This is a genomic window from Mesorhizobium loti CJ3sym (assembly GCF_000472785.1).
Taxonomy (GTDB): domain Bacteria; phylum Pseudomonadota; class Alphaproteobacteria; order Rhizobiales; family Rhizobiaceae; genus Mesorhizobium; species Mesorhizobium loti_E.
In genome coordinates, this window is sequence record NZ_AXAL01000016.1 from 86979 (window position 1) to 112819 (window position 25841).

General features: G+C 62.9%; 27 protein-coding genes. 15 read left to right on the plus strand and 12 right to left on the minus strand.

The annotated features are described in order from the left end of the window. Nucleotides 1-20: 20 nt before the first annotated feature. The 3 genes from A3A9_RS0122095 (at nt 21) to A3A9_RS0122110 (ending at nt 2634) form a co-directional block, all read left to right on the plus strand. On the plus strand, nt 21-782 hold the full coding sequence (locus tag A3A9_RS0122095) for a GGDEF domain-containing protein (protein ID WP_027060729.1): 762 nt from the start codon (nt 21-23) through the stop codon (nt 780-782). Nucleotides 783-1006: 224 nt separating this feature from the next. Then, on the plus strand, nt 1007-1198 hold the full coding sequence (locus A3A9_RS0122105; protein ID WP_027060730.1) for a hypothetical protein: 192 nt from the start codon (nt 1007-1009) through the stop codon (nt 1196-1198). Then, nucleotides 1195-2634 carry a GMC oxidoreductase gene (locus A3A9_RS0122110; protein WP_027060731.1) on the plus strand — a complete coding sequence of 480 codons (1440 nt, stop codon included), beginning with the start codon at nt 1195-1197 and terminating at the stop codon, nt 2632-2634. Before A3A9_RS0122105 ends, A3A9_RS0122110 begins: the two co-directional genes overlap by 4 nt. A 72-nt stretch (nt 2635-2706) precedes the next feature. Here the strand turns inward: A3A9_RS0122110 and A3A9_RS45280 are convergent, their stop codons facing one another. After that, nucleotides 2707-2874 carry a hypothetical protein gene (locus tag A3A9_RS45280; protein ID WP_202596400.1) on the minus strand — a complete coding sequence of 56 codons (168 nt, stop codon included), beginning with the start codon at nt 2872-2874 and terminating at the stop codon, nt 2707-2709. Between the two features lie 95 nt (nt 2875-2969). Here A3A9_RS45280 and A3A9_RS0122120 point away from each other — a divergent pair, with 95 nt between their 5' ends. After that, entirely contained in the window at nt 2970-3467 is a 498-nt protein-coding gene (locus A3A9_RS0122120) for a MarR family winged helix-turn-helix transcriptional regulator (protein WP_027060732.1), read from the plus strand. A gap of 53 nt (nt 3468-3520) precedes the next feature. Here the strand turns inward: A3A9_RS0122120 and phhA are convergent, their stop codons facing one another. Further along, nucleotides 3521-4357 carry a phenylalanine 4-monooxygenase gene (phhA, locus tag A3A9_RS0122125; RefSeq protein WP_027060733.1) on the minus strand — a complete coding sequence of 279 codons (837 nt, stop codon included), beginning with the start codon at nt 4355-4357 and terminating at the stop codon, nt 3521-3523. Between the two features lie 137 nt (nt 4358-4494). Here phhA and A3A9_RS0122130 point away from each other — a divergent pair, with 137 nt between their 5' ends. Both A3A9_RS0122130 and bchE read left to right on the plus strand, forming a co-directional pair. Beyond that, nucleotides 4495-4971 carry an Lrp/AsnC family transcriptional regulator gene (locus tag A3A9_RS0122130; protein WP_027060734.1) on the plus strand — a complete coding sequence of 159 codons (477 nt, stop codon included), beginning with the start codon at nt 4495-4497 and terminating at the stop codon, nt 4969-4971. Between the two features lie 110 nt (nt 4972-5081). Then, complete coding sequence (gene bchE, locus A3A9_RS0122135; RefSeq protein ID WP_027060735.1) at nt 5082-6650, plus strand: magnesium-protoporphyrin IX monomethyl ester anaerobic oxidative cyclase; 1569 nt, start codon at nt 5082-5084, stop codon at nt 6648-6650. Between the two features lie 7 nt (nt 6651-6657). On the opposite strand, the gene argB is transcribed toward bchE, so the two are convergent. After that, a complete protein-coding gene (argB, locus tag A3A9_RS0122140; protein ID WP_027060736.1) occupies nt 6658-7551 on the minus strand; it encodes an acetylglutamate kinase in 894 nt (297 codons plus the stop codon). A gap of 109 nt (nt 7552-7660) precedes the next feature. Beyond that, complete coding sequence (locus A3A9_RS0122145; protein WP_027060737.1) at nt 7661-9154, minus strand: amidase; 1494 nt, start codon at nt 9152-9154, stop codon at nt 7661-7663. Between the two features lie 153 nt (nt 9155-9307). On the opposite strand from A3A9_RS0122145, the gene A3A9_RS0122150 reads away from it, so the two are divergent. From A3A9_RS0122150 to msrB, 4 genes are all read left to right on the plus strand, one after another. Next, nucleotides 9308-9847 (plus strand): sigma-70 family RNA polymerase sigma factor, encoded by a 540-nt coding sequence (locus A3A9_RS0122150; protein WP_027040874.1) that lies wholly within the window; start codon nt 9308-9310, stop codon nt 9845-9847. Continuing rightward, nucleotides 9844-10566: an anti-sigma factor gene (locus A3A9_RS0122155; RefSeq protein WP_027060738.1), complete on the plus strand. Its 723-nt coding sequence runs from the start codon at nt 9844-9846 to the stop codon at nt 10564-10566. Before A3A9_RS0122150 ends, A3A9_RS0122155 begins: the two co-directional genes overlap by 4 nt. A 222-nt stretch (nt 10567-10788) precedes the next feature. Further along, nucleotides 10789-11346, plus strand: coding sequence for a fasciclin domain-containing protein (locus A3A9_RS0122160; RefSeq protein WP_027060739.1), 558 nt, complete (start codon nt 10789-10791; stop codon nt 11344-11346). Between the two features lie 225 nt (nt 11347-11571). Further along, complete coding sequence (gene msrB / locus A3A9_RS0122165) at nt 11572-12075, plus strand: peptide-methionine (R)-S-oxide reductase MsrB (protein ID WP_027060740.1); 504 nt, start codon at nt 11572-11574, stop codon at nt 12073-12075. Nucleotides 12076-12194: 119 nt separating this feature from the next. Here msrB and A3A9_RS0122175 read toward each other — a convergent pair whose 3' ends face one another. Both A3A9_RS0122175 and A3A9_RS0122180 read right to left on the minus strand, forming a co-directional pair. Continuing rightward, nucleotides 12195-13787 carry a DHA2 family efflux MFS transporter permease subunit gene (locus A3A9_RS0122175; RefSeq protein ID WP_027060741.1) on the minus strand — a complete coding sequence of 531 codons (1593 nt, stop codon included), beginning with the start codon at nt 13785-13787 and terminating at the stop codon, nt 12195-12197. A 72-nt stretch (nt 13788-13859) separates the two neighbouring features. Continuing rightward, nucleotides 13860-15050, minus strand: a complete 1191-nt coding sequence (locus tag A3A9_RS0122180) for an HlyD family secretion protein (RefSeq protein WP_027060742.1) — start codon at nt 15048-15050, stop codon at nt 13860-13862. Nucleotides 15051-15177: 127 nt separating this feature from the next. On the opposite strand from A3A9_RS0122180, the gene A3A9_RS0122185 reads away from it, so the two are divergent. Next, a complete protein-coding gene (locus tag A3A9_RS0122185; RefSeq protein WP_027060743.1) occupies nt 15178-15924 on the plus strand; it encodes a TetR/AcrR family transcriptional regulator in 747 nt (248 codons plus the stop codon). 27 nt (nt 15925-15951) lie between these two features. Here A3A9_RS0122185 and yihA read toward each other — a convergent pair whose 3' ends face one another. Next, nucleotides 15952-16611, minus strand: a complete 660-nt coding sequence (gene yihA, locus A3A9_RS0122190) for a ribosome biogenesis GTP-binding protein YihA/YsxC (protein WP_027032342.1) — start codon at nt 16609-16611, stop codon at nt 15952-15954. A gap of 162 nt (nt 16612-16773) precedes the next feature. After that, the gene (locus A3A9_RS0122195; protein WP_245279094.1) at nt 16774-17148 is read right to left on the minus strand and encodes a hypothetical protein; all 375 of its coding nucleotides are present in this window, start codon (nt 17146-17148) and stop codon (nt 16774-16776) included. Nucleotides 17149-17265: 117 nt separating this feature from the next. Between A3A9_RS0122195 and A3A9_RS0122205 the strand changes: the two genes are divergently transcribed. The 3 genes from A3A9_RS0122205 to A3A9_RS0122215 are packed head-to-tail and all read left to right on the plus strand — an operon-like array spanning nt 17266 to nt 20565. Continuing rightward, complete coding sequence (locus tag A3A9_RS0122205; protein WP_027060745.1) at nt 17266-17730, plus strand: MarR family winged helix-turn-helix transcriptional regulator; 465 nt, start codon at nt 17266-17268, stop codon at nt 17728-17730. Beyond that, nucleotides 17723-19021, plus strand: a complete 1299-nt coding sequence (locus A3A9_RS0122210) for an HlyD family secretion protein (protein ID WP_027060746.1) — start codon at nt 17723-17725, stop codon at nt 19019-19021. Before A3A9_RS0122205 ends, A3A9_RS0122210 begins: the two co-directional genes overlap by 8 nt. Continuing rightward, nucleotides 19018-20565, plus strand: a complete 1548-nt coding sequence (locus A3A9_RS0122215; RefSeq protein WP_027060747.1) for a DHA2 family efflux MFS transporter permease subunit — start codon at nt 19018-19020, stop codon at nt 20563-20565. Before A3A9_RS0122210 ends, A3A9_RS0122215 begins: the two co-directional genes overlap by 4 nt. Before the next feature lie 203 nt (nt 20566-20768). On the opposite strand, the gene A3A9_RS0122220 is transcribed toward A3A9_RS0122215, so the two are convergent. The 4 genes from A3A9_RS0122220 to rpmH all read right to left on the minus strand — a co-directional run bounded on the left by A3A9_RS0122220 (nt 20769) and on the right by rpmH (nt 23849). Beyond that, complete coding sequence (locus tag A3A9_RS0122220; protein ID WP_027060748.1) at nt 20769-21329, minus strand: fasciclin domain-containing protein; 561 nt, start codon at nt 21327-21329, stop codon at nt 20769-20771. A 195-nt stretch (nt 21330-21524) separates the two neighbouring features. Continuing rightward, the gene (gene yidC, locus A3A9_RS0122225) at nt 21525-23333 is read right to left on the minus strand and encodes a membrane protein insertase YidC (protein ID WP_027060749.1); all 1809 of its coding nucleotides are present in this window, start codon (nt 23331-23333) and stop codon (nt 21525-21527) included. A 13-nt stretch (nt 23334-23346) separates the two neighbouring features. After that, nucleotides 23347-23700, minus strand: coding sequence for a ribonuclease P protein component (gene rnpA / locus A3A9_RS0122230; RefSeq protein ID WP_033838724.1), 354 nt, complete (start codon nt 23698-23700; stop codon nt 23347-23349). Nucleotides 23701-23714: 14 nt separating this feature from the next. Beyond that, nucleotides 23715-23849 (minus strand): 50S ribosomal protein L34, encoded by a 135-nt coding sequence (gene rpmH / locus A3A9_RS42810; RefSeq protein ID WP_008833937.1) that lies wholly within the window; start codon nt 23847-23849, stop codon nt 23715-23717. A 280-nt stretch (nt 23850-24129) separates the two neighbouring features. On the opposite strand from rpmH, the gene A3A9_RS0122240 reads away from it, so the two are divergent. Then, nucleotides 24130-25617 carry an ATP-binding protein gene (locus A3A9_RS0122240; protein WP_027060751.1) on the plus strand — a complete coding sequence of 496 codons (1488 nt, stop codon included), beginning with the start codon at nt 24130-24132 and terminating at the stop codon, nt 25615-25617. The last annotated feature ends 224 nt before the right edge of the window (nt 25618-25841 follow it).

Below are 25841 nucleotides of genomic sequence, written 5' to 3' on the forward strand. Positions count from 1 at the left end.
AGTTCTGTGGGGAGCTCGCGATGAACAGCGTTATTCTGAAATCCGCCGCCATCGCTTTCGCCTCCGTCGCCGCCTCGCTCCTGCTGACGCTGATTATTGTTCCGGCCATGGGATTCCCCGTCAACCGCACGATCTGGCTGACCTCGACCGTCTGTCCGTTGGTGCTCGCATGGGTGGCTTGCGCCAGCACCTTCTGGCAAAGCGACAAGCTGAAGAACGCGCATCGCGAACTTGCCCGCGCGCACGCCCAGCTCGCCGCCGCCCACCGCCGTCTGGCGGAGAAGGCCAGCCGCGACGACATGACCGGCATGCTCAACCGGGAGAGTTTCTTTGCCGCGCTGGATGGCTCCCGGCGCAAGTCCGACCGCGGCGCGCTGCTGATCATCGACGCCGATCATTTCAAGCGGATCAATGACAGTTTCGGCCACCTGACCGGTGACGACGCGCTGCTGTTGATCGCCAGCGCCATCGAGCGCGGGGTGCGCGGCGGCGACGTGCTCGGCCGTATCGGCGGCGAGGAGTTCGGCGCGTTTCTGATTGGCGCCACCGAGAAGGAGGCCAAGCGGGTCGCCGAGCGCATTCGCCGCGAAGTCGAGCTGATCCGTTTCCGGCCCGTCGACGAGCGGACTATACCGCTGACCGTCAGCATCGGCGGCACCGTCTGCGGCGAGGAAGCCAACGTCTCCGAGCTGATGCGTGCCGCCGACCGGCGCCTCTATCAGGCCAAGCATGCGGGCCGCAATCTGTCGATCCTGGGCACGGATATCTCGGCCGCCGCATGAGCCCGGTGGCAGCAGGCCGCGGGCCGACCGGAAGCACGGAACCGAAACTCGAGCCCCGCGGCTGCCGTTAAGAGAATTCTAACTGTGTTTGTACTGAGCCGCGCCAGTAACCGGTTTGAAACGGCTTCATGGCCAGGTTTGGCACGAAATCGGCTTCCTCCCCGGTGCATGTCCCGTTCAGAGAAACGGCAGGCATCGTCGAGGCCCCCATCGCGAGACCAATCATGAGTTTCTTCATCAAAAAAATGCCGCGCCGCATGATCGTGCAGGCGCTGATCGCGCTGCCTGCCCTGTCCCTGTTCCGCAAGCTGCCCCAGGCCGACACGCGTCCATCCCGGCTTGATCCATCCCAGGTCGATCCGAATGAGATCGTCGAGGTCAATGGCTGGATCCTCAAGCGGAGTGACCTGGCATGATCTTCGACAGCTACGAGGCGTTTCGCGCCGCCAACTTCAAACCCAGGGTATGCATCCTCGGTTCCGGCCCGGCCGGCACCACCATCGCCCGCAAGCTCGGTGCCGCCGGCATTCCGGTCGTGGTGCTGGAGGCCGGCTCGCGGGAGTTCAGCGACGAGTCGCAGGATTTCTACCGTGGCACCACGGTCGGCGATTTCTATTTCGATCTCGACATCACCCGGCTTCGGTTCATGGGCGGCAGCTCCAACCACTGGGCCGGCTGGTGCCGCGTGCTCGACAAACAGGATTTCGAACCGAAGGCCTGGGCACCGGATACGGGCTGGCCAATCCGCCGCGCCGACATCGAGCCCTACCTGCCGGAGGTGCGCGATATCCTCGACCTTCCCGAATTCCGGCCGGATGTGCCCGTCTCCGACGACATCCGCTGGGTGCAGCTGATCAAGAGCCCGGCGGTGCGCTTTGCCGAAAAATTCGCCGATGAACTCGACAAGAGCCAGAACATCGCCGTCGTGCTCAACACCTATGCCACCGAGCTCGCCGGCGACGGCAAACGCGTGACCGGCGCCAAACTCTGGTCGAACGGTCAGGATGCCGGCTCCTTCAGCGCCGACTATTTCATCACCTGCACCGGTGGGCTGGAGAATTCGCGGCTGCTTTTGTGGTCGAACCAACGGTCCAATGGCGGTGTCGTGCCGAATGCCGCAGCGCTTGGCCGCTACTGGATGGAACACCCGACCTTCGAGGGCGGCAACGCCATCCTGGCGAACTATGGCGAGTTCGAGGTCGATGCCGTCAACGAGGCCTTCTTCTCGCCGACGCTCGCCGCCATGGAGCGGCTGCAGATCATGAATTTCGGCATCCGGCTGATCGAAACGCCGTATCCGGGGGTCAAGAGCCTCATCGCCGATCTCGCCTGCACGGCGCCTGACATGGCCGAGTGGATGTCCTCCAAGCTCAGCCAGAATCTGCGTTGCGCGGCCCAGCTTTATGTCGCCTGGGAACAGGCGCCGCAGGCCTCCAACCAGATCGAGCTGTCGAAGACCGATGTCGACCATGCTGGCGTGCCGCGCATCGAGCTGCACTGGAAGAAATCGGACCTGGAGCATCGTACCCTTCTCGAAGGGCTCAGGCTGTTCGGCACTACGCTGATCGAGAAGAATCTCGGTCGGGTGCGCATCGCCGACTGGATCAGCAATGGCGGCGACTATCCGACGAATGACGAGACGGCGGGTCATCATCATATGGGCGGCACGCGCATGGGCACCGATGTCACCAGGAGCGTGGTCGACGCCAACTGCAAGGTGCATGGCATGGACAATCTCTATGTCGGTGGCTCCTCGGTGTTCTGCACCTCTGGTCAAGCCAACCCGACGACGACGATCACCGCGCTGGCCTGCCGGCTGGGCGAGCATCTGAGCAAGGTGGTCGCCGTCTGAGGGTCCGCCCCGGGCGCCCGTTTGCAATACCTTGCCGGCGCCAGTGATGGCGCCGGCGAAAACACGGCACGCTCAAAAGCCGTAAATGGCGATGCGCACCAGCACGGCCGCGGCGGCCAGCGATACGAGCAGGATGCCGAGGCCGATGGGCGAGCCCCAGCCATACCATTCCATCGCCAGCTTGGCGTATTTGAATTCTTCCTCGTGCGAGAGGGGGGCACGCTGTTGAATCAAGCTCATTTTTCACTCCTTGTCGGGCGGCAGGCTCTTGCCTTGTCTGCGTCCCAGCCGCATATTGTTGCGATGGTCTAAATGTTAGACGGATTGATAGTTAGATGATCGAAGTAAATTCGTCAAGCGGCAATCGCGACGAAATGACGGCCGCGATCGGCCACGCCATCATGCAATGGCAGGACGCGACGCAGGCCTATGACGAAGCGGTGGGTATGAGGCTTGGACTGAACATGGCCGAGCGCCATTGCGTCGGGCTGCTCTATGGCGGTCCACAATCGGCGGGCGCGATCGCAACCGCCACCGGCCTGACACCGGCCGCGGTGACGGCGCTGATCGACCGACTGGAAGCACGCGGGCTGCTGACCCGCACGCGCAGTCTCGAGGACAGGCGCAAAGTGGTGATCGAGGCGACAGAAGCGACGCGGGAGCTGTCGGCGCGCTATTACGGCGCCATCGCGCGGGAAGGCGAAAAGGTGATCGCCACCTTCAGCGACGCTGAGCTCGCCACCATATCGCGCTTCGTCAATGCCGCGCTCGCCCTGCAGCGCGCTCAGCTCGAGCGGCTGAAGGCCGAGGGGGCGCACACCCCCGGGCGATAGGGATGTCGATGGCTCCCGCCCACAGGCGTGGGCGGGAAACGTTCTTCCGAAAACTAGACCGTCACCGGGTCGAGCGCTGGCCGGGCCTTGCGGCGCGCGACGATCGCCTCGAAATCGGCGGTCTGGAAGGCGTCACGCAAGGCGTCGAAGGACGGCAGCACGAAATAGGCGCGCTGGAACTTGTCGATCTCGTAGCCGGTGCGCATCACCATTTCCAAGTCGAACGGCACGTGATGGGCGTCCTTGCTGCCGACGGCGAACTGCAATTCGGTAAAGGACGACATCAGGCCGGCGCCAAAGGCCTTCAGCGGCTGGCCGGCCTCCTGCATCAGGCCGTATTCGGCCGTGTACCAGTAGAGCCGGGTGATCATCTCGTCGCCGCCGAGCGCGATGATGTCGCCGGCCTTCTTGCCATACATCTGCATGAAATCGGCGAACACCGGCTGCGACAGCACCGGCACGTGGCCGAAGAAATCGTGGAACATGTCGGGCTCGACAATGTAGTCGAGTTCCTGCCGGGTCCGCAGCCAGTTGGTGACCGGGAAGCGGCGATTGGCGAGATGATCAAAGAAAGGTGCGGCGGGGATAAGACCCGGCACGGCGACGATCTCCCAGCCGGTGAGCTTGCGCAGCTTGGCGCTGATATCAGCGAAATCGGGGATGCGGTCGAGCAGGCCGAGTTTTTCGACACCGTCGAGGTAGGAATGGTGGGCGAGCTTGCGCGTCAGCTTGGTCTGGCGATCGCATAGTGTGCGCCACACCGCCTGTTCCTCGGCGCTGTAGTCATAACCCTGCGCCACGGTGAAATCGGAACGGCAAACCGAATAGTCGCCGCGCAATCCCTGCGCCGCACAGTCGCGGGCATATTCGGCAACGCTCATCGTCGTCATGGTTTTCTCCTCGCAAATCATCAATGCTGACCTGACCAAAGACTAGCCGAACTTGCCGAGGCAATTTGGTTTTGATGATGGCTCGTCGGCGAGATTCGAGATAACATTCACTCACAATTTGCATTAGATGAGTGAAAATGCCTCAATTCGACGATTTCGAGATCAAGATGCTCGATGTCCTGCAACGCGACGGCCGCAAGCCCGTCTCCGAGCTGGCGCAAGAGATCGGCTTGTCGACGACGCCATGTGCACGACGCTTCGAGGCGTTGCAGGATGCCGGCATCATCAAGGGATTTGCCGCGGTGATCAGCCGCCGCGCGGTGGGCCTAATGGTCGAGGTGTTCATCCAGGTGCGCCTGGTCAGCCACAGCGACGGTTCGCCGGAAACCTTCATCGCCGCCGTGCAGCGCATGGACGAGGTATCGGCGTGCTGGACGATGACCGGCGACCACGACTTCCTGCTGCATGTCATGGTGCCGTCTGTCGACGAGCTCAACGCCTTCGTCATGCACCGGCTGATGCGGCTCGACGGCGTGCGCGACGTCCACACGCAGCTGGTGCTGCAAAACATCAAGGGACCGGGCCACGTGCCGCTCGCGCATCTCAGGAAGTGACGCTACTCCGCATTCTTGCGTGAAAGCTGCACGCAAACTGCTGAAACGGGCCAATCGAGCGTCCACATCGCCGGCCAGCATAAGCGGACCATCTCTCCACGAGGTCCGCCATGAAAATCGTCCTGATCAATCCGCCGCACACCGCCATCGGCAGCCGCGTGCCGGACGATCACCTGCCGCCGCTTGGCCTGCTGGCGATCGGCGGGCCCCTGATCGATGCGGGGCACGAGGTGCGGCTGGTCGACGCCGAATTCGGGCCGATGCCGCTCGAGAGCGTCGTGCGCGACGCCCTGGACGGGTTTCCCGATTTCGTCCTGATGGGCCATTCCGGCTCGACCTCGGCGCACCCGACCGCCTTGCTGATTGCCGGCATGATCAAGCAGCGCGAGCCGGCAACCATGATCATCTATGGCGGCGTCTTCCCGACCTATCACTGGCGCGACATACTGGCGGCAACCGAGGTCTTCGACTTCATCGTGCGCGGCGAGGGCGAGGCGACCGTGGTGGCGCTGGTCGAGGCGTTGGAAATGCACCAGCCGGCAGCAAGCGTCGCCGGCATCGCCTTTCGCGACGACCTGCACCACCCCTTCGCCACGCAGGCAGCGATGACCATTGCCGAGCTCGATGCCTACCGCGTCGGCTGGGAACTGATCGATCACGGCAGATACAGCTACTGGGGCGGCAAGCGCGCCGTGGTCATGCAGTTTTCCCGCGGCTGCCCGCATCTGTGCAACTATTGCGGCCAGCGCGGCTTTTGGACCCGCTGGCGGCATCGCGATCCCAAAAAATTCGCGCAGGAGATCGCCTGGCTGCACCGCGAACACGGCGTCGAGCTGATCAACCTCGCCGACGAGAACCCGACGGTTTCGAAGAAGGCGTGGCGCGCCTTTCTCGACGCCCTGATTGCCGAGAATGTGCCGGTGCTGATCGTCGGCTCGACGCGGGCCGACGACATCGTGCGCGATGCCGACATCCTGCACCTCTACCGCAAGGCCGGTGTCATCCGCTGGCTGCTCGGCATGGAGAACACCGACGAACAGACGTTGCAGCTGATCCGCAAGGGCGGCAGCACCTCCTCCGACCGCGAGGCGATAAAGCTGCTGCGAAAGCACGGCATATTGTCGATGGCGACCTGGGTGGCGGGCTTCGAGGATGAAGGCTTTCGCGATCTGTGGCGCGGCTTTCGCCAGCTCATCGCCTATGACCCCGACCAGATCCAGGCGCTTTACGTGACGCCGCATCGCTGGACGCCGTTCTTCCGCATCGCCAGGGATCGCAAGGTGATTCAGCAAGATGCTCGCCTGTGGGATTACAAGCACCAGGTGCTGCAGATGACGCGGCTGAAGCCGTGGATGCTGTTCTTCAGCGTCAAGCTGATCGAAGTCGCCGTGCAGTCGCGGCCGAAAGCGCTGGCGCGCATCCTGTTCCATCCCGATCCCGAACAGCGCCATTCGATGCGCTGGTACACGCAAATGGGCCGCCGCGTCTGGTTTCGTGAGGTCTGGGGTTTTCTGGTTCGCGATGGCCGGGTGAAGGACGGCCCGACGCTGGCCGAATTCTGGGGCGCACCGCAGGACGCCGAGGAGGAATCGATGACCGTTCAACGCCTGGCACGAAAGCCGGCGCCCTCTGTCGTCATAAGTCACGAGCTGCCGCCAGCGAAACGATTAGCTGGCTGACAATCGACTACGGCACGATCAGCGTGCCGGCGCCGTGTTCGGTGAACAGCTCGAGCAGCACCGCATGCGGCGTCTTGCCATTGAGGATGACGACGCCTTCAACGCCCCGCTCGATCGCCTCGATGCAGGTCTCGACCTTGGGGATCATGCCGCCCGAAACCGTACCGTCCTTGATCAGCGCCCGGGCCTCGGCCACGGTCAGCTCGTCGATCAGCTTCTTGTTCTTGTCGAGCACGCCGGGCACGTCGGTCAGGAACAGAAGACGCGAGGCCTTGCAGGCGCCCGCAATGGCGCCGGCAAACGTGTCGGCGTTGATGTTGTAGGTGTGGCCGTCGCGGCCGGGCGCCACCGGCGCCAGCACCGGGATCATTTCCGAGCGCGCCAGAAGGTCGAGCAGCGTACGGTCGACCTCGACCGGCTCGCCGACGAAACCGAGATCAAGCACCCGCTCGATGTTGGAGTCCGGGTCGATCATCGTCTTGCGGGCCTTTTCGGCGAAGACCATGTTGCCGTCCTTGCCGCACAGGCCGATCGCCCATTCGCCCTCGGCGTTGATCAACGCCACGATCTCCTTGTTGATCGAGCCGGCCAGCACCATTTCGACGATCTCGACCGTCTTCTGGTCGGTGACGCGCAGGCCGCCTTCGAACCTGGATTCGATGCCCATCTTGGCCAGCATGGCGCCAATCTGCGGCCCGCCGCCATGCACGACGATCGGGTTGACGCCGGATTGCTTGAGCAGTGCGATGTCGCGCGCAAAGGCCTTGCCGAGCTCAAGGTCGCCCATGGCGTGGCCGCCATATTTCACCACGATCGTCTTGTGCTCGTAGCGTTGCATGTAGGGCAGCGCCCGCGACAGCAGATCGGCCTGCATTTCGGCGGTGGCGGTTATTTCCGTCATCGGCGTGATTTCCTGGATATGGGTAAAGACCGCGGCGTCTTAGCGGGAATTGGCTCTGCTCGCAAATGTCATTGTTGTCATATTCGGGCGGCTCGCAGCCTCGTCATCGTCACGGCACCATCAGCGGCGCCCGCCGCTTCAACCAACCCGAGATCTTCTCCATCTGCGCGGCGAAGGACAGAAGCGTCTCCTCATCGCCCGGGCGGCCGGCAGCCTGGATGCCGAGCGGCAGGCCGGCATCGGTAACGTAAACCGGCAGCGCGATCGATGGCTGGCCGCTGACATTGTGGATCGCCGGCCAATGGGTGAACAACAGGCTCTTGTCCATCAGCTGGCCGAACAAGGATTTCACTTTCAGCAGCGGCGTCAGATGAAGCTTGTCGAGCAGGTTCTCGATCAGCTCATCGGTGCCTTTCGGATCCATGGCGCCACAGGCGAGCGGCGGGTGCGCGATGATGGGCATCAGCACGGCATCATACTGCGCGGTCTCCTCGATCATCCGCCGTGAGGCGGCGTGCAGCCGCTGCAGGGCGGCATAGATCTCGCCGGCCGAGACCATTTCGCCCAGCCGGCCGAGCACGCGCGTGGCGCGCTCGACGTCGCCGGTAACGGAACGGCCGACGCGCAGCGCTTCTGCCCGCAGCATGCCGGCGACGGCGGAAGCAACCGTCCTGCAGAAGTCGGCGAAGAAGTCGCGGCCGATGAAGGGCAGGTCGATATCCTCGACCGTATGGCCGCCCTCGCGGGCAAGCGCCACCGCCGTGTCGAGCGCTTTCAGTGTCTCGGCCGAGATCGGCAGGCCGAGCGGCGAGTTGCGGTAGACGGCCAGCCTGAGCTTGCCGGGATCGCGCGCGGCGGCAGCGGCGAATGTGCCCTTCGGCGGCAGCGCGGCATAGGGCGACAAGGAGTCGGGGCCATGGGTGAGATCGAGCAGCAGAGCGCAATCGCGCACCGAGCGGGTGACGGCATGGTCGACCACCATGCCGTACCAGCCTTCGCTGACCAGCGGCGTCAGCGGGATACGCCCGCGCGAGGTCTTGAGGCCGACAAGCCCGGTGCAGGCGGACGGCACCCGGATCGAACCGCCGCCATCAGAGGCATGCGCCACCGGCACCACGCCGGCGGCGACGAGGGCCGCCGCGCCACCCGAAGAGCCGCCGCTGGTGTGGCCGGTGTTCCAGGGGTTGCGGGTGATGCCGAAGGCCTTGGATTCGGTCATCAGCCGCAGCCCGTGTTCGGGCGATGTCGAGGTGACGAGCGGAATGAGACCCGCAGCGAGGTAGCGATCGGTCATCACCGAATTGACATCGGGCACAGAGGCAGGAATGCGGCTGCCGCCATGCGACGGCACGCCCTTGATGGCGATGCCGAGGTCCTTGATGGCAAAGGGCACGCCGGCCAGCGGTAGCGAGCGATCCATGGTTTTCGCTCGCGCCCGGGCCATTTCATAAAGCGGTTCGGCCGTGGCATTGATTTCGGGCCTTGTGGCCTCGGCGCGGGCGATGGCCGCTTCGGTCAGTTCGATCGCCGACAGTTCGCCCTTGCGCACCAGACCGGCGAGGCCTGTTGCATCTTGTTCCCACAGGACCCGTTCAACCGACATGCGCGCGCTCCACCGACACCTCGGGCAAGGCTAGCCAGTGGCGACTTCAATGGCAAATCAACGGTCGACCCGGGCATGAAAAGCGTGAAGCTAGACGTGCACAAGGCTATTTCCGCCGTTGCAAATACATCGCAATACCCTAATTTGCCTGACATGACGCCGCAGGACATCACCAAGCTGATCGTCCGGACTTCGATGAAGGACCGGGCCGCGTTCGATCTGCTGTACCGGCAGACCAGCGCGAAACTTTTCGGCGTGTGCCTTCGTGTATTGAACGACCGGGGAGATGCGGAAGAAGCCTTGCAGGAAGTCTTCGTCAAGATATGGACGAAGGCGGACCGTTTTGCTGTTTCCGATCTGAGCCCGATTTCCTGGCTGGTGGCAATCGCGCGCAACCATGCGATCGATCGCATCAGGGCGCGGCGTAAGCCTGCGGCCGATATCGATGCCGCGCTCGACGTGGCCGATCCGGCGCCGGGACCTGAAGCGATGGTGGTGGCGGGCGATGAGTCCGAACGCATCCATCATTGTCTCGATGAATTGGAGAAAGACCGGGCGGCGGCCGTCCGGGGCGCTTATCTCAAGGGCGAAAGCTATGCCGAACTGGCGGAGCGCCATGGCGTGCCGTTGAACACGATGCGTACCTGGCTGCGCCGCAGCCTGATGAAACTCAGAGAATGTCTGGAAAGATGACGCTCGCAGAGGACAATGGACCGGAACGTGGGGGCGACGACCTGTTCGCCGCCGAATACGTTCTTGGCGTGCTGCCGGCGGACGAGCGGCAGATCGCTTCGAGGCGCATCGATTCGGAAACCGATTTCGCGCGGCTGGTAGATGGCTGGGAGGTTCATCTGTCGCCCATGGCTGCCGCCTATCCGGAAATCGAGCCGCCAGCTTCCGTGAAACCGGCGATCGACCGACGGCTGTTTGCGTCGACCGCAGCTACGTCCGCCGAAGCACGCGCCGGCCTGTGGTCCAGCCTCGCCTTCTGGCGCGGCCTTGCCGCGGCAGCGGTTGCCGCGCTGGCGATCTACATTGCGATCCCTTACGTTAACCCTCCGGTCGCACAGCCGCAGGCACGGCTTGTCGCCTCGCTGGCCGCCGACGGCAGCGATGTCAAATACCTTGCCGTCTATGATGCCGCACATCACGAGGTTGGCCTATCGCATGTCTCAGGTGAGCGTGCTTCCGGCAAGGACTTCGAACTGTGGATGATCGAAGGCAAGAACCCGCCGGTGTCGATGGGCGTCATTCCGGTCGGCTCGACAGCGCATATCGTCGTCTCGCCGGCGGCGCAGCAGAAGCTCGCCCAGGGCGCCGTGCTGGCCGTCAGCCTTGAGCCTGCTGGCGGATCGCCGACCGGACAGCCCACCGGGCCGGTGGTTGCCGCTGGCGACCTGAAGAGCATCTGACCTGCTCCTCCCGCGAAATCGGCTATAGAATAATTATAACCTGCATTATGTCAGGCATGTCTAAATAGACATGTGATCGGCAAATCGCCGCGCGAAATAAATCTCTTTCTCAGAACGAATAAAATAAAAAAGTCCGAATATTCTGAAACTCACGCATTTGTGTTCCGTATCTCCTCGCGTCCCCAAAAATGGGAAGAGAAAAACCCGAGGAGTTTGATCATCATGCGTAAATACGCCACCCTTTTGCTCGCCGGTACCATCGCTGTTTCCGTGCTCGCCACCGCTGCCTATGCTGAAAACCCGATGGTCGGCGGCGCCGCCATGTATGCCAACAAGAACATCGTCGAGAACGCCGTCAATTCGAAGGACCACACGACGCTGGTCGCCGCCGTCAAGGCAGCCGGCCTGGTCGAGACCCTGCAGGGCGCCGGCCCGTTCACCGTTTTCGCGCCGACCAATGAGGCCTTCGCCGCGCTGCCGGCCGGTACGGTCGACACGCTGCTCAAGCCAGAGAACAAGGACAAGCTCGTCAAGATCCTGACCTGCCATGTCGTCGCCGCCAAGGCGATGGCGGCTGACGTGGCCGCGATGGCCAAGGCTGACGGCGGCACGCACAAGGTCAAGACGGTCGGCGGTTGCGAGCTGTCGCTGAAGGCCGAGGGCGGCAAGGTCACCGTCACCGATGAGAACGGCAACGTCGCCAATGTGACGATCGCCGATGTCGAGCAGTCCAACGGCGTCATCCACGTCATCGACAAGGTTTTGCTCCCGAAGATGTGATCGGCCCGAAAATGTAACAAAGGGCTTGCCGCGACGAACCTGCAGCAAGAGCCCTCCGTCGGTTGCATAGTCTCGCTCCCGTGACCTGCAGACGACACGCGTGCTCCGCGACGCCCACGGTTATCCGTGGACCGGCGCGGAGTTTCGTTGAGGGCAACCGTCACCGGCTTTTTGATTTTCGCGTGACGGTATAGTTTGGCAAAGAAACGACAGGAGGAACTGGTCATGAACCGTCGCGATCTTCTTTTGAGCGGTGCCGCCGCCATCGGCGTGGTCGGGGCCGCGGCAGCCATGCTGCGCATGGGCATTCCGCAGACCGCGCAAGCGGCCGAGAAATTCGAGGTCACCAAGACCGATGACGAATGGAAAGCCATCCTGTCGCCCGCCGCCTTTGACGTGCTGCGCAAGGAAGGCACGGAGTATCCCGGCACCAGCCCGCTGCTCAACGAGCACCGCAAGGGCATATTCGCCTGTGCCGGCTGCGACCTGCCGGTCTATCCCTCGGAGACGAAGTTCGATTCCGGCACCGGCTGGCCGAGCTTCTGGCAAGAGATCGCCAATGGTATCGGCAAGACCGAGGACAGGTCGCTCGGCATGACCCGCACCGAAGTGCATTGCCGCCGCTGCGGCGGCCATCTCGGCCACGTCTTCGACGATGGCCCGGCGCCGACCGGCCTGCGCCACTGCATCAACGGCGTGGCACTGACCTTCAAGCCTGCCACGGCCTGACGAACTTATCGGTAATAAAAAACTCCGGGTCTTGCGGCCCGGAGTTTTTTTGCGCGGTCATGCTTTCGGGCGTGGACTGGAGGAGCTTCCCGAAAACGACGCCACGTATCAGCTTAATCTCAGTGGCCGCCTCCACCACCGCCAACGGGCGCCGGCTTCTTGATCAGCATGGTGAACAGACCGAGCGTCCCAAACAGCACCGTCAGCAGGTAGAACACGTCCATGAAGGACAGCAGCGCCGCCTGCTGCTGGACCATGCCCGACAGCTTGGAGATCGCGGCACTGGTGGCATCGAGACCGGTGACCTGCTCGAAGTTGAGCGTCATGTTCTGCAACTTGGTCTGCGCGGCGGCACTGCCCCACTGCACATGCTCGGCCAGCCTTGCGTAGTGGAAGGCATTGCGGTCGATCAGCACGGTGTTGATCAGGGCAAGGCCAACGGCACCGCCGAGGTTGCGGGTGAGGTTGAACAGGCCGGACGCATTCTTCAGCCGGTCCGGCGGCAAGGTGCCGAGCGCGATGTTGTTGATCGGCACCATGCACAGCATCATCGAACAGCCGCGCAGGATTTGCGGGATAAGCAGCTCATAGAAATCCCAGTCGGCGGTCAGATGCGTCATCCACCAGGTGCCGGTGGCGAAGCCGAAGAAGCCGATCATCATCATCAGCCGCAAATCCATCTTGCTCGACAGGATGCCCGAGATCGGCGCGGTGATGAACATCGCCAGGCCGCTGACGAACAGCGCCTCGCCGATCATCATCGAATCATAACCACGGATGCGGCCGAGGAAGACCGGATAGAGATAGGTCAACCCATAGAGGCCGATGCCGATGACGAACGAGAACAGCGAGCCGAAGGCGAAGTTGATGTTGGTGAAAGCCTTGAGGTCGACGATCGGCTCCTCGGCGGTGAACGCGCGCCAGAAGAACACGACAGCGCCGATGGTCATGACGATGGCGCAGATGAACACGCCCTGGTCCTGCAGCCAGTCATTGTTCGGGCCTTCTTCGAGCACGTATTCCATGCAGCCGAGGAAAGCCGCCATGCCGGCAAGGCCCCACCAGTCGAACTTGTTGAACAGCTTGAGATTGGGCTTGTCGAAATCGATCAGCGACCAGGCAGCGGTCGCCACCAGAATGCCAGGCACGACATTGACCAGGAACAGCCAGTGCCATGAAAAGGCATGACTGATATAGCCGCCGACGGTCGGGCCGATCGTCGGCGCCAGCGTCGCCACCAGGCCAATCATCGGCGAGACGATGGCGCGCTTCGAGGGCGGGAAGATGGTGAACGCGGCCGCAAAGACGCTCGGGATCATGCCGCCGCCGATGAAGCCTTGCACGGCGCGGTAGACGATCATCTGATCGATGTTGGTGGCGGTCGCGGCAAGAGCGCTTGCCGCGGTGAAGCCCGCGGCGGCAACGGTGAACAGCACGCGCGTCGACAGCATGCGGCTGAGGAAGCCCGACAGCGGGATCATCACCACCTCGGCGATCAGATACGCCGTCTGCACCCACGGAATTTCATCGGAACTGGCGCTCAGGCCAGCCTGGATTTCGGCCAGCGAGGCCGAGACGATCTGGATGTCCAGGATCGCCATGAACATGCCGAACACCATTGCCAGGAAGGCGATGACACGCCGCGTCGAAATGGTGTCAGGGACCGCCGGCCGTGCCGGCGGCGCTCCTGCGGTGATTGTAGCGGTTGCCATTGCATGGGCCTCCTTGAGGCAGGCCGGGCGGCTCAGTGCTTAGTCAGCCACCGAGCCGCCCTCCGAAAGAGCTTAGTTGGTCGTCGTGGCAGGTGCGGTGCGGCTGTCGACGTTGACGATGACGCTCAAGCCCGCACGCAGCTTGCCAGTCTTCAGGGCGTCGGCCGGGACGTCGATGCGGACCGGGACGCGCTGCACCACCTTGGTGAAGTTGCCCGTGGCATTTTCCGGCGGCAACAGCGAGAAGACCGCTCCTGAAGCCGGGGCCAGCGACGAGACGGTACCCTGGATGGGCTGGCCGTCGATGGCGTCGACCGAGATGTTGACCTTTTCGCCCGGAACCAGCCGGGCAAGCTGCGTCTCCTTGAAGTTGGCGACGATGTAGAGCTTGTCCATCGGCACGACGACGGCGAGCTTCTGGCCGGGGCTCACGAGGTCGCCCTGCTCGACCGAGCGGTTGCCGACGACACCATCATAAGGCGCCTTGAGCACGGTGAAGGAAAGATCGCGCGCGGCCTTGTCGCGGTTGAGCTGCAAGGAAGCAAGCGTGCTCGCCGATTCGGCGCGCTGTGCTTCCAGCACACCGATATTGGCTTGCGCCGCGGCGATCTGAGCGTCGGCGCCGACGAGAGCGGCATTGGCCTGGTCGAGCGCGGTCTGGGCATCGTCCAGCTGCGCCTGCGTGCCGACATGCGTCTTGAGCAGTTGCGCGGCGCGCTGCTGGCCACGCCCGGCATTGTCGGCCGCGGCCTGGTCGGCAACCTTCTGCGCCTGGGCCTGCTGCAGGGAGGCCTGCGCGGCCTTGGTCTGTGCATCGATGCGGTCGAGTGTCTTGGCCAGCGTGGCGATCTGCGCCTCGGCCTGGGCGACGGCGATCTTGTAGTCACCATCGTCGATCGTCAGCAGCGGGTCGCCAGCCTTGACCAGCTGGTTCTCGCTGACCTTGACCTGATCGACATAGCCGGAAATCTTGGGCGAGACGAAGGCCATGTCGGCCTGGACATAGGCGTCATCGGTCGAGATCATGAAACGGCCCGTGGTCCAGTAGTCGTAGCCATACCAGGCGCCGCCGCTCAGCAGGGCAAGGCCAATGATCGGCAACAGGAAGGAGCGCACCGAGCGCTTCTTCTTGGCCGGAGCTTCAGCCGCCGGCGGCGGTGCGACGACCGGATGAACGGGAATCTCCGGTGCTTCCGTCGCCGGTGCGACCTTGGCATTGGGGAAAGGGCGGACTTCGGCAGTGGTTGGCGCGTTCGAAGACATGACATCTCTCTAAAACAATAATACTGAACCGTTCGGTTCGATCTGGGCGTTGACATAGCGCGAAAAGAGGACCATATCAAGGGGCAATCGAACCGGTTGGTTCGAATTATTTCCGAGGTGTCATCCTATGACCGAAACCTTACCCAATGCCGAAACCTTACCCAACGTAGACCAGGATCCTTGCGACGTGCTGGAGCTGCGTCGCGGCCGCCCGGCGGCTGGGCAAGACCCTGTCAAGCGCAGCCAGATCATCGAGGGCGCCCGCCGTGTTTTCATCGAGAAAGGCTTCGAAGCCGCTTCGATGAACGACATTACGCGCGAGGCTGGTGTCTCCAAGGGCACCATCTATGTCTACTTCGCCAACAAGGAAGAGCTGTTCGAGGCGCTGATCGAGGAAGAGCGCGGCACCATCTTCAAGAATATGTATGACCTGCTCGACCGCGCCGACGATCTGCGCGAGACGCTGGTGAAGTACGGCAAGGTGCTGTCACTCAAGATCACGTCGGGAAAGGTCATCCAGGCGCAGCGCACGGTGATCGGTGTCACCGACAGGATGCCCGAGCTTGGCGCGCGGTTTTACGAACGCGGTCCCAAACGCGGCCACGACAAGATGATGACCTTCCTGAACGCGGCTATCGACCGCGGCCTGCTGAAGATCGACGATGTGGATCTCGCCGCCTACCAGCTCACCGAACTGTGCCTGTCCGGTCTTTTCCGCCAATGCCTCTTTGCCTACCGCACCAAGGCTCCGGGCCAGGATGAGATCGACCACATCGTGCGGTCGGGTGTCGACATGTTCCTGAAGGCCTATGGCACCGAGCAGCTTGCGGCGGAAGAAAGCCACGAAATGATTGCAATCGAGGCAAAGGTATAGCGCGGCGTAGTGCCCGCCGCGCCCGGTTTACCCGCCATTGGCCGCAAGCACGATCGCGGCATGCAACTCTTCGAGGCCTTCGCCCTTTTCCGATGATGTCGCCAGCACGAACGGAAACGCCGCCGGCCGTTTCTTGATCTTGGCCAGCGTCTCCTCGATCAGCCGCGGCACGCCGGCGGCCTTGATCTTGTCAGTCTTGGTCAGCACGATCTGGTAGGACACCGCCGCCTTGTCGAGCAGCGACAGCACTTCGTCATCCTTGGCCTTGATGCCATGGCGGGCGTCGATCAGCACATAGACCCGTTTCAGCGTGACGCGGCCCTTGAGATAGTCGAAGACCAGCTTGGTCCACTCGTCGACCTTCTCCTTGGGCGCTGTGGCGTAGCCGTAGCCCGGCATGTCGACCAGCGCCATCGGCGGCAGGTCGGCGCCCTCGCCCGAAAATCCGTCCGGCACGAAGTAGTTGAGTTCCTGCGTGCGCCCTGGCGTGTTTGACGTGCGGGCCAGCCCCTTCTGGTTGACCAGCGCGTTGATCAGCGACGACTTGCCGACATTGGAGCGGCCGGCAAAAGCGATTTCCGGCGGACCTTCCGGCGGCAGGAATTTCATGGCCGGCACGCCGCGAATGAAAATCCACCCGCGCGTGAAGAGGTCGGTGCTGATCACGGTGCTGTTCAGAGCGTTCAAGCTGCTGCCTCCAGAAGAGATATGGGCGCCCCTGATGGCGTCAATGTTGCTGCCGATCTTGGCCGCCGTGCACTTCGGCGGTCGCACGGGTCTGGTCAAAATAACGTGATCCGCCCTATAGCACCAATTGGCCGAGGAGCGAGTCTTGCGTGGCGGTAAACTTCATTTGTTGCCGCGGCAGATCACGATCGGATTGGACAGCGCGCTGTCGAAACCGCTGCCCTGGTAGACGGTGACATTCGCTGCTCCGGGCGGCAGCAGGAAGCTGCCGTCGACGACTTTCTGATCGCCGGCCGCCGTGTGCAGAGCCCAGCTAAACGTGCAGAATTGCGGCGGTGCCGTGGGTTCGACGTGGCTGCAGTTGAGCTGCGCGCCACCCAGCATGGCGGCGCCACCGCAGCTCACTGCCTGCCCTGCAAATGCGACGCCCGGGCACCCCAGGAGAGCCGCGACAGCTGCGATCTTTATCCAATTCATTGTCACAATCCTTGCCGGCAAAGTGCCACCGCCAAGCGCCTCTTCGGTGTCGTGGCCCATTCAATTTTTTCGTTTTCGGGGCTTAGCCCGTCTTGCGCGCGCCGTCCAGCAGGATTATGTGCATGATGATAATAAGCATGCTCACGAAAAGTTGCCACCAGATCCCGACCACCTCCCATGTCCTCCTCGCCCAATATCAGCTTCGTGCTGCACGACGTCGCGCGACTGCTTAGAAAGCGGTTTGAGCAGCGTTCGCGCACATCCGGGCTGACCCGCGCCCAATGGCAGGTGCTGGCTTATCTCTGCCTGCATGGAGGCATCCACCAGAACAAGCTCGCCGACCTTATCGAGATCATGCCGATCACGCTCGCGCGGCTGCTGGACAAGATGGAGGCACGCGGCTTCATCGAACGCCGCCCCAATCCTGCCGACCGCAGGGCATGGCTTCTCTATTTGACACCCCAGGCCCATCCGCTGCTCGAAATCATGCGCGCCAATGGCCAGAGAACACGCGACGAAGCCTTTATCGGCCTGTCCGCGGATACCCAGCAGCTCCTGCTGCAAACACTAAGCTTGATCAAATCCAATCTGCTCGAGGCTTGCACCCAGCCTGCCGTCGACCGGGAGAAAGTACATGGCTGAATCAACATCCCCCAAGAAGCCCGCCGAAGAACACCCTTCGGAGCGGGCAAGCGACCAGATCATCCGGCTGGACAGCGAACGCGAGCAGAGGCGTGCCAATGTCGTCATCGACGATAACGAGCTGGAAGCCCCCGTTGCCCTGGAGCCGGCGGCACTCGAGGCTCCGACCAAGGAGCCGCGGCCGCAGCAGGCGCCTGCCGCCATTGCCCCTCCCGCTCCTGCCCCGGTCAAGCCGAAGCGCAGCCTGAGGCGGCCGGTCCTGTTTGCCCTGCTTCCCGTCGCGCTCGTCGTCGGCGGCTATTATTATGTCACCGGCGGCCAGGTGATGAGCACGGACAATGCCTACATCCAGGCGCAGTCGCTCGGCGTGTCCACCGACGTCTCCGGCACCGTGCAGGAGATCGACGTGCACGAGAACCAGGTGGTCAAGAAGGGTGACATGCTCTTCCGCCTGCGGCCGGCCTCTTTCGAGACCGCGCTCGCCGCCGCCCAGGCCCAGTTGGGGACGGTGCGCAACCAGGTGCTGACCCTGCAGGCGAGCTACCAGCAGTCACTGTCCCAGATCGAACAGGCGCAGGCCGACATTCCCTATTACGAGGCGGCCTTCCAGCGGCAGCAGGATCTGCTGAAAACCTCCACCGCCTCGAAGGCGTCTTTCGACAGCGCCCAGCACGACCTCGTCGCCGCGCGCCAGAAAGTGTCCGTCGCCAAGGCGGTGGCACAGGCCATGCTTGCCCAGCTCGGCGGCGACGCCAGCCAGCCGGTGGAGAAGAACCCGTTCTATCTGCAGGCCCAGTCGGGCGTCGACGATGCGCAGCGCAATCTCAACGACTCTATCGTCAAGGCGCCGTTTGACGGCGTCGTCACCAATGTCGATGCGCTTCAGGTCGGCAAGTATCTGCCGGCTTCGCAGCCGGCCTTCAGCCTGATTTCGTCGACCGATCTGTGGATCGAGGCGGAACCGAAGGAAACCGAACTGACCTATGTGCGGCCGGGACAGACGGCGACGATCAGCGTCGACACCTATCCCGGCGCCGTCTGGCACGGCACGGTTGCCTCGATCAGCCCGGCCTCATCGTCGAGCTTTTCGCTGTTGCCGGCGCAGAACACCACCGGCAACTGGGTCAAGGTCGTGCAGCGCATCCCGATGCGCGTGACGGTTGACGATCCTCAGGGCAAACCGCCGCTGCGCGGCGGGATGAGCGTCGTGGTCGACGTCAACACCGGCCATACGCGCGGCCTGCCGGACTTCATCACCAACCTTCTCAAGATGTTCGGACAGAAATCATGACCAGCGCAGCCGCGACAGGTGCCACACCGGTGGTCGCCAATCGCGGCGCCATCACTGCCTGCGTGATCCTGGCCGTCATCATGCAGGCGCTGGACACGACCATCGCCAATGTGGCGCTGCCTTACATCCAGGGCAGCGTTTCGGCCAGCGCCGACCAGATCAACTGGGTGCTGACCTCCTACATCGTTGCCGCCGCGGTGATGACGCCGCCTTCGGGCTACCTCGCCAACCGTTTCGGCCGCAAGCGCATCCTCTTGACCTCGATCACCGGTTTCGTGGTCGCCTCGGTGCTGTGTGGCTTTGCGCAGTCGCTGCCGCAGATCGTCGGCTTCCGCCTGCTGCAGGGCCTGTTCGGCGCCGCCCTGGTGCCGCTGGCACAGAGCATCCTGCTTGATATCTACAGCATTGAAGAGCGCGGCTCGGCGATGGCGCTGTTCGGCGTTTCGGTGATGGTCGGCCCGGTGCTCGGCCCCGTCATCGGCGGCTGGCTGACCGAGAATGTCAGCTGGCGCTGGGTGTTCTACATCAACGTGCCGATCGGCGCTCTGGCTTTCACCGGCGTGTGGATGTTCGTCCAGGAGACGAAGCTTGATATCAAGGCGAGGCTCGACTGGCTGGGGTTTGGCGCGCTCAGTGTCACCATCGCCGGCTTGCAGATGTTTCTCGATCGCGGCGAGCAGCTCAACTGGTTCTCGTCCTCCGAGATCATCGTCGAGGCGCTGATCTGCGCGTCGGCCTTCTACATCTTCCTCGTCCACACCTTTACCGCCAAAAACACCTTTGTGAATCCCAGGCTTTTCCTCGACAGGAATTTCGCGGTCGGCATGATCTTCATCTTCATCATCGGCATCACCTACCTGGCCTCGCTGGCGCTGATGACGCCCTATCTGCAGACGCTGATGGGCTATCCCGTGGTGACGGCCGGCATCGTCATGGGCCCGCGCGGACTGGGCACGATGGCCTGCATGTTCCTCGTCGGCAGGCTGATCGGCAAGGTGGACACACGATGGCTGCTGTTCATCGGCCTCGCGATCACCGCCTGGGCGATGTACGACATGACCGGCTGGACACCCGACGTGTCGCAATGGACGATCGTCAGCACCGGCTTCATCCAGGGCGCGGGGCTCGGCTTCCTGTTCGTGCCCTTGACCACCATCACCTTTGCCACGCTGGCACCGGAGCGGCGTGCGGAAGGCACCGGCCTCTACAACCTGTCGCGCAACATCGGCTCCAGCGTCGGCATATCGGTGGTCACCGCGTTGCTGGTGCAGAACGTGCAGATCAACCACGCCAACATCGCCACCTATGTGACGCCCTACAACCAGGCATTCAGCAATCCGGCGATCTTCCAGGCCATGAACCCCTACACCGCCGCCGGCCGCGCCGCGCTGGATGGCGTGGTGACGCTGCAGGCGACTGTTATCAGCTACATGAACGACTTCAAACTGATGATGATCCTGTCGCTGGCCGCGATCCCGCTGGTTCTCCTGCTGCGCAAGCCAGGGACGCCGGCCAAGGTCGATCACAGCGCCGTCATGGAGTGATGGGCGGGAGGCGATCAACGTTTGTTCGCCAGAGCCCAGCCGTCCTCACGGCGCACAAAAAGAAACCGGGGCCCTGTGAGGGACTACAGGACCCCGGCCTCGCCGATACGACTTCCCAAGAAACATGGCACCTCGTCATGAGGCGGGGATGGCAGGCCGAGAAAGCCCAACGACCTGCCATTGCCCTCTTTTGCCGGAAGCCGTTACTTCGGCAACAGCACCTTGTTGACGACATGGATGACGCCGTTCGACTGGTTGACGTCGGCGATCGTCACCTTTGCCTCGCCGCCGGACTCATCCATGATGTAGAGCTTGCCCTTCTTGACCTCGGCGGTGAGCGTGTCGCCCGAGACGGTCTTCATCTCGTATTTGCCGCCCATCGCCTTGGCCTTCTTCATCATCTCGGCGCCCGAGATCTTGCCGGCCACGACATGCGCGGTCAGCACCTTGGTGAGTTGGCCCTTGTTCTCCGGCTTCAGCAGCGTGTCGACGGTGCCCTTGGGCAGCGCCGCGAAGGCCTCGTTGGTCGGCGCAAAGACAGTGAACGGGCCGGCGCCCTGCAGCGTGTCAACCAGGCCGGCGGCCTTGACGGCGGCGACCAGCGTCGTGTGATCCTTCGAGTTGACGGCGTTCTCGACGATGTTCTTGGTGGTGTACATCGGCGCGCCGCCGACATTCGGGTTCTTGGCGTAGGCGGGAGCGGCAATCGCCACGCTGGCGACGAGTGCGGAAAAGGCAATGGTCCTGAATGACGGCATGCGCATATGGTCTTCCTCCGGGTGAGGGCTGATCGGAATTGATAAGCCTTTGGAAATGCGCACGCAGTCACGCCTCGCGACGGCTGGCAGTTTCGCCGATCACGGGAACGTGATCGATCGCTTGCCCAAAGAAAAAGCCCGGACGAGCCGGGCTTTCTGGGAAAGAGACAGACTGTTCCGCTTCCTGGAGAAGAAGAGCGGCTACTCCGCAGGCGACGGTTTCTTTCGAAACAGCCCGACCAGGTTGTCCCACAGCTCGATCTTGGCGCCCTGGCGTTTCATGATGACGCCCTGCTGGAGGATCGACAGCGAATTGTTCCAGGCCCAGTAGATGACGAGGCCGGCCGGGAAACCCGCCATCATGAAGGTGAAGATCACCGGCATCCAGGTAAAGATCGCGGCTTGCGTCGGATCCGGCGGCGTCGGGTTCATACGCATCTGCAGGAACATGGTGACACCCATGATCAGCGGCCACACGCCGATCATCAGCATGTGCGGCAGCGTGATGGGAACGAGGCCGAACAGGTTGAAGACCGAGGTCGGATCGGGCGCCGCCAGATCCTGGATCCAGCCGAAGAACGGCGCGTGGCGCATCTCGATGGTGATGTAGAGCACCTTGTAGAGCGAGAAGAAGACCGGGATTTGCAACGCCACCGGCCAGCAGCCGGCAAGCGGATTGATCTTCTCAGTCTTGTACAGCTCCATCATCGCCTTTTGCTGCGCCATCTTGTCGTCCGCGTATTTCTCGCGGATCTCGAGCATCTTGGGCTGCACCTTCTTCATGTTCGCCATCGACGCATAGGACTTGTTGGCGAGCGGGAAGAAAAGCGCCTTGACGATGACGGTGGTGGCGAGGATCGCCAGGCCGAAATTGCCGAAGAATTTGTAGAGCGTGTCGATCAGCCAGAACATCGGCTTGGTGATGAAATAGAACCAGCCCCAGTCGATCAGAAGGTTGAACTGACGAATGTGGCGGTCTGCCTCATAGGCATTGATTTTGGCGACTTCCTTGGCGCCGGCGAAGATCTCGGTCTCGACCGTCGCGGACTGGCCGGCCTCGACACTGATTGCATCGGTGAGGAAGTCGGACTGGTAGCGGTGCCTGCCATCCTCGAAAAAGGCGTAGCGCGGCTGGAACGGCTGCTTCTCGGTCGGTACCAGCGTCACCGCCCAGTATTTGTCGGTAATGCCGAGCCAGCCATCGGTCGACTTGCCGGGCGTGACCTGCTTTTCGGATTCGATCTTGGCGTATTTGTATTCGGCCAAGCCCTCGGTCCCGGTCACGCCGATCAGGCCCTCATGCAGCACATAGGTGCTGGCGACGGCCGGCTTGTCGTAACGCGTGACACGGCCGTAATTGAACAACGACACCGCGCTCGAGCCGGAATTCTGCACCGTATCCGAGACCGTGAACATGTAGTTGGCGTCAACGGAGAAGGTGCGCTTGAAGGTCAAGCCCTTGTCGTTGGTGTAGGTGAGCGTCACCGGCGTCGACGGGCTCAGCGTGGGATTGCCGTCCACGCTCCACACCGTTTCCGCGCCCGGCACCGCACCGGTCTTGTCGTTGCCGACAAAGCCGATCTCGGCGAAATAGCCGTTGGGCAGAGCCTGCGGGTTGAGCAGGCTGATCTCGGGCGAAGTCTTGTCGACGGTTTCCGTGTAGTGCTTCAGCTTGAGGTCATCGAGACGCGCGCCGGTCAGGTTGATAGAGCCCTCGAGGCTCGGCGTGTCGATCTTGACGCGCCTCGAAGCGGCAAGCGCTTGGTCGCGGCTGGCCGCGGTGACGGAATCGCCGCCGGGCGCGTTGGGAATGGCGCCCGCCGCCGGCGCCGGCGTGCCGCCCGGGTTGGCGGCGTCGGCTGCCTTCTTCTGTTCCTCTACCCGCTGCTGTTCGATACGGGCAGCATCGCGCTGGGCCTCACTGCGCGGCAGCACATAAAAGTACTGCCACAGCGCCAGGATCAGCACCGACAGCGCGATGGTGATGAAGAAGTTCCGGTTGTTTTCCATCGAGAGCCTTGGCCTATCGTGTTCCGCGAAGTCGGCGGGAGAGTTCGGTCTTCAACTGGCCGAACGGGGCGCGTAGCGCGTCATCGCGCCCGACGATGACATAGTCACTGCCGGGCACCATGTCATCGGCGGCATGCGTGCGGACGGCTTCTTTCAGCCGCCGCCGGACACGGTTGCGCACAACCGCATTGCCGACTTTCTTGGTGACGGTAAACCCGACGCGCGGCGACAGACCGTCGCCACGGTCGATAACCTCAACAAGGAAAAACCGCCCGCGTCGCTTTTCACCACGACGGACGGCCAGGAATTGCGCGCGTTTCAGAAGCCGCTTGGGATTGATCCCCACTGGCTTGCCGGTTGCGGGCAACGATTTCGTCTCGCTTAGGCGCTGAGCCGCTTGCGGCCGCGATTGCGGCGAGCTGCGACGACGCCACGACCACCCTTGGTGGCCATGCGGGCACGGAAGCCGTGCCGACGTTTGCGGACGAGTTTGGACGGTTGGTAGGTACGCTTCATTTGTTTTAATACCGCGGGGTGCGGCCCTTCTTGATTCTGTCACTGTGTAACAGGAGCTTTGCCGGGCCGGCTTTGGCGCGATCGAAACCGCGCCGGGATGTATGGCCCGAGCGTGTGCGGGCTTATAGAAAGAAGGGATTTGGAAGTCAATCCGGGGCCGTCGCGCAGCGGACGCAGGCTTTATGACGGTAATTTAATGTTCCAACCAAAGGATGAAATTGGCAAAAAAGCCGTAATGACCTAGTGTTGGCTGATCAAGTGATTGTGAAGATCGAGTCGCATGAGCGAAGCCAGCCAAGCAGGGGAAGGGATCGGCACGGCGCCTGCCGCAGGCCGCAGCGTGCCCTTGTCACGCGGCCTTTCGACAAAACTGCTGCTGCTCACCATCGTTTTCGTTCTCTTGGCCGAAGTGCTCATCTTCCTGCCCTGGATCGCTAGTTATCGGCTGAGCTGGCTCAAGGAGCGGCTGAGCACGGCCGCCGCTGTGTCGATCGTGCTGGTGCAGGGCGAGTCCACCTCCTTGTCGCGCACGGCCCAGAATGATGTGCTGATGGCGATCGGCGCCAAGGCGATTGCGGTGCGCGATGGCGGCGTCTCACGGCTTCTGGTGGTGGCCGACATGCCGCCGCAGGTCGACGAGCATATCGACCTGGCCAGCGTCGGCATGGTCAAGGGCATGACCGGTGCGCTCGACACACTGTTCTTCGGCGGCGACCGGATGCTGCGTGTTTTCGGGCCGGTCGGCGACAGCGACAAGGAGTTCGAGCTGATCATGCCGGACTATTCGCTGCGCAAGGCGATGCTCATCTATTCGCGCAACGTCGCCTTCGTCTCGCTGCTGATCTCGCTGTTCACGGCCATGCTGGTCTATGCCGCGATCGACCTGATCATGATCGGGCCGATCCGCACCATGACGCGCTCGATGCTGTCCTTCTCCGAAGCGCCCGACGACCCCGGCCGCATCATCCATCCCGCCGCCCGCGCCGACGAGATCGGCGTTGCCGAACGCGAGCTGTCGCAGATGCAGGAGCGGCTGCAGAAAATGCTCTCCGAGCAGAAGCATCTTGCCGACCTCGGCCTGGCGGTCTCCAAGATCAACCACGACATGCGTAACATCCTGGCTTCGGCGCAGCTGATTTCGGACCGCCTGCGCCTGGTCAAGGATCCGACCGTGCAGGCCTTCGCGCCGAAACTGCTGCGCGCGCTCGACCGGGCCGTCTCCTATTCGGAAGGCGTGCTGGCCTATGGCCGCACGCAGGAGCCACCGCCCTCGCGCCGCAGGGTGCGGCTGCGCCAGCTCGTCGATGACGTGCACGGCCTGCTCGACATCGAGGAAGGCATCGAGTTCATCAATGCTGTCGAGTCGGCTTTCGAGGTGGACGCCGATTCCGACCAGCTTTTCCGCGTGCTCACCAATCTGTGCCGCAATTCGGTGCAGGCGATGGCCGGGGATATCGAGAGCGCCGTGGTGCGGCGGCTCGCCGTATCGGCCGTGCGCATGGGCAGCGTCAGCCGCGTCACTGTCACCGATACCGGCCCCGGCCTGCCGCCAAAGGCGCGCGAGAACCTGTTTGCGGCATTCCGCGGCTCGGCGCGCAGCGGTGGCACCGGCCTTGGCCTGGCAATCGCGCATGAACTGATCCGCGCGCATGGCGGCACGGTGGAACTGGTCGAGTCGATTGGCGGACGCACCACTTTCGCCGTCACCATCCCCGACCAGCCGGTGCGGCTCGACCAGGCCCGCGGCAGCCTACGCCGCCCGGCGTGACGACTTAGGCACCGTTTGCCTGGCGCCCCTACCGCCTTCCCGACCCCATGCTTTTATCAGCCCTCCAGCTTCGATCCCCGTGGCCGTGGAATCGAGCCGGCTTTGCAGCGGCTTCGACGCGACGCGGTCGAGCCCGTCGTTCACCGGATGACAGGCTTGCGACAAAACTTTTGCTCGATCGACTTGCTTTTCGCAAATTCAGTCGCTAGGGAACTGCACACATC

Excerpts from the sequence above, each read along its gene's own strand:
- A3A9_RS0122195 (WP_245279094.1), bottom strand. The coding sequence starts at position 17,148 with ATGGGCCACGACACCGAAGAGGCGCTTGGCGGTGGCACTTTGCCGGCA.
- A3A9_RS0122120 (WP_027060732.1), top strand. The coding sequence starts at position 2,970 with ATGATCGAAGTAAATTCGTCAAGCGGCAATCGCGACGAAATGACGGCC.
- A3A9_RS0122150 (WP_027040874.1), top strand. The coding sequence starts at position 9,308 with ATGACGCCGCAGGACATCACCAAGCTGATCGTCCGGACTTCGATGAAG.
- argB (WP_027060736.1), bottom strand. The coding sequence starts at position 7,551 with ATGACGGAAATAACCGCCACCGCCGAAATGCAGGCCGATCTGCTGTCG.
- A3A9_RS0122185 (WP_027060743.1), top strand. The coding sequence starts at position 15,178 with ATGACCGAAACCTTACCCAATGCCGAAACCTTACCCAACGTAGACCAG.
- A3A9_RS0122205 (WP_027060745.1), top strand. The coding sequence starts at position 17,266 with ATGTCCTCCTCGCCCAATATCAGCTTCGTGCTGCACGACGTCGCGCGA.
- A3A9_RS0122160 (WP_027060739.1), top strand. The coding sequence starts at position 10,789 with ATGCGTAAATACGCCACCCTTTTGCTCGCCGGTACCATCGCTGTTTCC.
- A3A9_RS0122215 (WP_027060747.1), top strand. The coding sequence starts at position 19,018 with ATGACCAGCGCAGCCGCGACAGGTGCCACACCGGTGGTCGCCAATCGC.
- A3A9_RS0122175 (WP_027060741.1), bottom strand. The coding sequence starts at position 13,787 with ATGGCAACCGCTACAATCACCGCAGGAGCGCCGCCGGCACGGCCGGCG.
- A3A9_RS45280 (WP_202596400.1), bottom strand. The coding sequence starts at position 2,874 with ATGAGCTTGATTCAACAGCGTGCCCCCCTCTCGCACGAGGAAGAATTC.
- bchE (WP_027060735.1), top strand. The coding sequence starts at position 5,082 with ATGAAAATCGTCCTGATCAATCCGCCGCACACCGCCATCGGCAGCCGC.
- A3A9_RS0122110 (WP_027060731.1), top strand. The coding sequence starts at position 1,195 with ATGATCTTCGACAGCTACGAGGCGTTTCGCGCCGCCAACTTCAAACCC.
- A3A9_RS0122105 (WP_027060730.1), top strand. The coding sequence starts at position 1,007 with ATGAGTTTCTTCATCAAAAAAATGCCGCGCCGCATGATCGTGCAGGCG.
- A3A9_RS0122095 (WP_027060729.1), top strand. The coding sequence starts at position 21 with ATGAACAGCGTTATTCTGAAATCCGCCGCCATCGCTTTCGCCTCCGTC.
- msrB (WP_027060740.1), top strand. The coding sequence starts at position 11,572 with ATGAACCGTCGCGATCTTCTTTTGAGCGGTGCCGCCGCCATCGGCGTG.
- yidC (WP_027060749.1), bottom strand. The coding sequence starts at position 23,333 with ATGGAAAACAACCGGAACTTCTTCATCACCATCGCGCTGTCGGTGCTG.
- A3A9_RS0122240 (WP_027060751.1), top strand. The coding sequence starts at position 24,130 with ATGAGCGAAGCCAGCCAAGCAGGGGAAGGGATCGGCACGGCGCCTGCC.
- A3A9_RS0122155 (WP_027060738.1), top strand. The coding sequence starts at position 9,844 with ATGACGCTCGCAGAGGACAATGGACCGGAACGTGGGGGCGACGACCTG.
- phhA (WP_027060733.1), bottom strand. The coding sequence starts at position 4,357 with ATGACGACGATGAGCGTTGCCGAATATGCCCGCGACTGTGCGGCGCAG.
- rpmH (WP_008833937.1), bottom strand. The coding sequence starts at position 23,849 with ATGAAGCGTACCTACCAACCGTCCAAACTCGTCCGCAAACGTCGGCAC.
- A3A9_RS0122220 (WP_027060748.1), bottom strand. The coding sequence starts at position 21,329 with ATGCGCATGCCGTCATTCAGGACCATTGCCTTTTCCGCACTCGTCGCC.
- A3A9_RS0122210 (WP_027060746.1), top strand. The coding sequence starts at position 17,723 with ATGGCTGAATCAACATCCCCCAAGAAGCCCGCCGAAGAACACCCTTCG.
- A3A9_RS0122180 (WP_027060742.1), bottom strand. The coding sequence starts at position 15,050 with ATGTCTTCGAACGCGCCAACCACTGCCGAAGTCCGCCCTTTCCCCAAT.
- A3A9_RS0122145 (WP_027060737.1), bottom strand. The coding sequence starts at position 9,154 with ATGTCGGTTGAACGGGTCCTGTGGGAACAAGATGCAACAGGCCTCGCC.
- A3A9_RS0122130 (WP_027060734.1), top strand. The coding sequence starts at position 4,495 with ATGCCTCAATTCGACGATTTCGAGATCAAGATGCTCGATGTCCTGCAA.